Origin of the sequence: Helicobacter sp. (genome assembly GCF_022511165.1) — a bacterium.
Classification (GTDB): Bacteria; Campylobacterota; Campylobacteria; order Campylobacterales; family Helicobacteraceae; genus Helicobacter_C.
On record NZ_JAFLSB010000065.1, the window covers coordinates 1 to 5,210 of the forward strand.

The following is a 5,210-nucleotide window of genomic DNA, read 5'->3' on the forward strand; positions in this document are numbered from 1 at the left end:
GTTATATCCAAAAGAAATATCCTTAAACGCCCCGCCTAAGAAAGGCAATGGCGAATCATAGCTATAAAACAACTCTGGTTGATAGTCTAAATCACGCATTGGGCGAGAATCTGCTCTATTATAATTTTGAAACCACGCTGTTTGGGTATAGGCAAAATAGAAATGCCCATAAGGCTCAAGCAATGCTCCTAATACAGAGAGTTTAAAGCTAAATTGAAACTTTGTCTCTGTATCTTTATTGTTTTCTGCTGGCTCACTCAAACTATGATAAAAAGGTAAAATATATACTGCCTTATGCGGATAGAGCAACATATAAGAGGGCTTTTCATTTTCTTTGGCTATATATCTTAAAGAAGTATCTTCATTAAGCTTGGGGGCATCATCTGCAAATACGCTACTTAATAAAACATAGCATAATCCAAGATAAATGCACCATTTTTTCATCTTGCCCTCTCACTTAAAACTAGGATTATCATTTTATAGTAAAATGCCCTAAATGTAAATAATACTCTCTCTAAAGGAATGCAAATGTGTGGTATCGTGGGCTACATAGGGAGCGATGAAAAAAAGCAAATTTTGCTTAATGGCTTAAAAGAACTTGAATATCGAGGTTATGATAGTGCAGGGATTGCGGTATTAAGTCAAGATGTTTTGCAAACCTTTCGCGCAGTGGGAAAGCTTGATAACTTAGAGCGTAAATGCAAAGATTTTCACTCCTCTGGCTTTGGTGTGAGTATCGGGCATACACGTTGGGCTACACACGGCAAGCCCACTGAAGCAAATGCTCACCCTCACATCGCCTCTTTTAGCAATGTCGTGCATAATGGGATTATTGAAAACTACCAAGAAATTAAGGCACATTTAGAATCTAAAGGGCATACATTTCTCTCCCAAACTGATACTGAAGTGATTGTGCATCTTTTTGAAGAATACACCAAAACTATAAGCGATAGCTTTGAAGCCTTTAAAGCAACTATTGCTGATTTAAAGGGGGCTTTTGCGATTTTGCTTATTACAAAAATTGCGCCTAGCTGTATTTTTTATGCCAAAAATGGCTCGCCTCTCATTATTGCTCAAAGTGCAAATAAAGCAGATGAGATTTATTTTGCAAGTTCTGATGCGCCACTCATTGGACTTGCAACAAATGTCGTGTATTTGCAAGATGGCGATGTGGGCGTGATGAATCCTCACGCTTTTGATACGCTCAAAGGAATAAAAAAACTTGATAGCACTAAAGCCTATGCTCAAAAAGAGGGCTATCGCTACTTTATGGAAAAAGAAATCTATGAACAGCACAAAGTTTTACTTGAGACAATGATGGGGCGCGTGAGTGAGGGGGATATTACACTAAGCGAAGTAGAATCTCGCTTTTTTGATGAGATTGAGAGCATTAGCATTTGCGCGTGTGGGACAAGCTATCACGCGGGACTAGGCGCAAAATATCTCTTTGAGCGACTTGCAAAGATTAAAACAAATGTGCTGATTGCAAGTGAGTTTCGCTATGCCCAACCTGTAATGAGTAAAAATGACCTCTTTATTGTTATCTCTCAAAGTGGCGAAACTGCCGATACGCTTGAGGCACTTAAACTCGCAAAAAAAAATGGCTTAAAGAGTCTGTGTATTTGCAATGTCGATAATAGCTCGATTGTGAGGGAATGTGATGTATCACTCCTCACACGAGCAGGAATTGAAAAGGGTGTGGCAAGCACAAAGGCTTATGCAACTCAAATGATGCTTTTATGGATTCTAAGTGTATATATAGGTAAAATACGCGGACATATACCCAAAAAAGAGCTTAAAACACATATTGCTCAAATGGTAAGCGCTGCCAAAAAAACCAAAGTAGAGCCTGAAATGCACGAGCATATCAAACGACTTTCAAAGCGTTATCTACACGGACACGGCTTTTTCTTTATCGGGAGAGATGTGTTCTATCCTCTTGCGCTTGAGGGCGCACTCAAACTCAAAGAAATTAGCTATTTGCACGCAGAGGGTTACCCAAGCGGTGAGATGAAGCACGGACCTATTGCTTTAGCAGATTCTAAACTTTTCACTCTTGCCCTTATGCCCACACATCTACTTTTTGATAAGATTAAAAGCAATGTGGAGGAGCTAAGTGCGCGTGATGCAACTATTTGTGCGGTAAGTGCGCAGCATATAAAAGGCATTGATGATATGCTCCTTATTTCCCCTTGCAAGAGCTATATGGAGGAATTTTTTGCGATGATGGTAGTTTTGCAGCTTTTTGCGCTTGAGGTGGCTATTCGCTTAGGTAATGATGTAGATATGCCGCGCAATCTTGCTAAAAGCGTTACGGTGGAGTGAATCTTTTCTTTTATTTTAACCTCATCACATAAGAAGCATTATTTAAAACATATAAATCATAGCTCCTTAGGCAAGTTTTGGGTGTAGAATCTAGTAGAATCTTAAAAGCAGATTCTATAAAAACCCTTAAAAAATAAAACACAAGAGTGGTAGTAAAAGTTACAAGAATGATATTTTTACCTTTATAATAATTTTTATCCATATATTTAAATCTAAAATAAGCCTAAAAATTTTATTATTGCGTTGCATCACAAATTTGTAGAAGGAGTGCAAGAATGAAAATTTCAGCCTTGTTTGTAGCATCTTCATTGCTGCTTGTATCCGCCCTTAGTGCTAACCCTGCTCTTATCAAGGAAGCAAAAAGCGCAGGATTGGTTCCATTACCCAAAGATCAAAAGGGAGTAGATGCGATTTTAAAACAAAATAATGTCAAAGCAACTGCTTTCTCCCAAGCAAAAGCAGATTTGGGTAAAAAACTCTACTTTGACCCAAGACTTTCAAAAAGCGGGATTATCTCTTGTAATACTTGCCATAATCTAGGCTTAGGTGGGACAGATGGTATCGCTGCTGCAGTGGGGCATAAATGGAAAGCAAATCCCTCACATCTCAATTCTCCAACCGTGTATAATTCAGTCTTAAATACAACACAATTTTGGGACGGGCGCGCAGGAACCTTAGCAGATCAAGCCAAAGGTCCCATTGAAGCCGAGCCAGAAATGGCAACTCCTGCAAAACTTGCAGTCAAAAAGATTTCTTCTTTACCAGAATATGTGAATGAATTTAAGAAGATTTATGGAGATGTAACTTTTGATAATATCGCTGATGCAATCGCTAACTTCGAGCGCACTTTGATTACTCCATCTCGCTTTGATAAATTCCTAGAAGGCGATGCAAAAGCTCTTAGCCAAGCAGAACAAGAAGGGCTTAAGCTCTTTATCGCTAAAGGTTGTGCTACTTGTCATAATGGCGTGAATCTTGGTGGCTCAATGCAAGCTTTTGAAGTAGCAGGTAAATACAAATTTGCAAAGCTTGGCAACTTCAAAGGGGATAAAAATGGTATGGTAAAAACACCTACTTTGAGAAATATCGAAGAAACTGCTCCATACTTCCACAATGGTGCGATTTGGTCGCTTAAAGATGCGATTAAAGAAATGGGAAGCACACAGCTTGGCATTTCTATCAGCGATAGCGAAGCTCAAAGCATTGAGGTATTTTTACGCTCACTCACAGGCAAAAAGCCAAATATTACCTATCCTCAACTTCCTGCTTCCACAGAAAAAACACCAAAACCCGAGCTTTAGTCCTTTTTACACAAGCCTTGATACCCTCAAAGGCTTGTAAGGGCCTAGACAAAGGTTTTCATCATCTCTTTGCATTTTATTTGTATGCTTAAACCTCCCATTTGTAAAAGCAAAAAAGACAAGATAGAGCTCAAAAATATTTAAGAATCTATTCTCAAATGGCATTTGAAGTTTTTTAGATTCTATGTTATATCTACCAACACATCAACGGTTATGGGAACAATATCTTTTGAGTATAATGTCTGCAGTAAGCGCATAGGCGTAGGCTTGTGAAATTAAGATTTTAAGGGATTCGTGCGGGGCTTATGTTTGCCTAAACTTTACCCAAAATGATGATACTATGGTATTAAAGACTTGCATATTGCTTATTTTACCTTCACACACATCTCTAAAGTGGCTTGTATTCGTATTTAGAGACCTTCTTAATGCGCGGCACTTGACTTTACAAAAAAAACGATACAATATAATCCTTGAATTTCTCAAATCAAGGAGCAAAATAATGAAAGCTTACCTAAGACTTATCACACTCATATCCTGTATTAGTATAGGGCTTTTTGCAGATGAGATAGCACAAAGTGGCACACAAAGCAATACACAAGGAGAGAGCCAAGAAGTATCGGAAATGGACTATCAAAAGGCAAAAGCCATCATCAAAAAACGTAAAGATGCGGTCAATACAAACAGCGCAGATGAAAAAAGCGGCTTTCTTTTGGGAATAAATATCGGCGGCGGATTGCCATATAGCCAAACAGATGCTGATGGGGATATTAGCTCATTTATCGCGTCTGTTGGTATTATTGGCGGGTATCAAAAGTTTTTTAGTCCTTATTCTGGAATGCGTTTTTACGCGGATTTGCACGCAGGAAGCGGATTTAGCTCAAGGAATGCTGCAAATGCGAGTGAAAATCTCAAGCAAAAACTCACAATGCTTGCACTTAATATCGATGCGCTTGTGGGTATGGGCATTGGCGAGGACAAGACAAAAAGCATTGGTTTAATCGGTGGGCTTGGTTTTGCGGCGGCATTGTATGATGATAATTTTTCTGGCTTAGATGGCGTAAATTCTGGTTTTGTCATCAATGGTGGCGTATTTTTAAGCTCTGGCAAACATCGCTTTGAGCTTCTTGCGAAGATTTTACCACTTAATTACATCAAAACCAATACAGATGATAGCTCGGTATCCTTTACGAATGTTTTGGGGAGCTTTGGCTATTCTTATGTGTTTTAAGGACATCATTGAGCAAAGAATCTAAAAGCTTAGTTTGGGATTCTTGGGCTCTAGAGAATCTCAACAAAGCGAAAAACACCATTGTAAATGATAAATAATCCAAAAAAGCGAGATTCTAGAATCTGCTTATCAAAAGACATTACAAGTGCTTTTTGCGCATTTTTGAATATTCTCTAAATGCTACCCCCTAAACTTCTCACGCTCTTAGTTTCCAGAATCTAAAGTCTTTATTTTTAAAAAATATTTTGTGCACATAAAAAGAGTTAGGAGAATGTAGCTCATAGAGAACGGAATATCCCCCTTGTATATGTCTCTTTGGGGGGATTTGTATGTGAGATTCTATATTGTCTCATTCT

4 protein-coding genes are annotated in these 5,210 nt (G+C 38.5%); 3 read left to right on the forward strand and 1 reads right to left on the reverse strand.

Annotation, left to right across the window (positions count from 1 at the left end; translation table 11 throughout):
* Positions 1 to 444: phospholipase A (locus J1E28_RS07495; RefSeq protein ID WP_291028365.1), on the reverse strand; the 444-nt coding region annotated here is incomplete at its 3' end.
* Between the two features lie 84 nt (positions 445 to 528).
* Between J1E28_RS07495 and glmS the strand changes: the two genes are divergently transcribed.
* From glmS to J1E28_RS07510, 3 genes are all read left to right on the forward strand, one after another.
* Complete coding sequence (gene glmS / locus J1E28_RS07500; protein ID WP_291028369.1) at positions 529 to 2,325, forward strand: glutamine--fructose-6-phosphate transaminase (isomerizing); 1,797 nt, start codon at positions 529 to 531, stop codon at positions 2,323 to 2,325.
* A 275-nt stretch (positions 2,326 to 2,600) separates the two neighbouring features.
* Positions 2,601 to 3,626, forward strand: coding sequence for a cytochrome-c peroxidase (locus J1E28_RS07505; RefSeq protein ID WP_291028372.1), 1,026 nt, complete (start codon positions 2,601 to 2,603; stop codon positions 3,624 to 3,626).
* 499 nt (positions 3,627 to 4,125) lie between these two features.
* Complete coding sequence (locus J1E28_RS07510) at positions 4,126 to 4,854, forward strand: outer membrane beta-barrel protein (protein ID WP_291028374.1); 729 nt, start codon at positions 4,126 to 4,128, stop codon at positions 4,852 to 4,854.
* Positions 4,855 to 5,210: the final 356 nt, after the last annotated feature.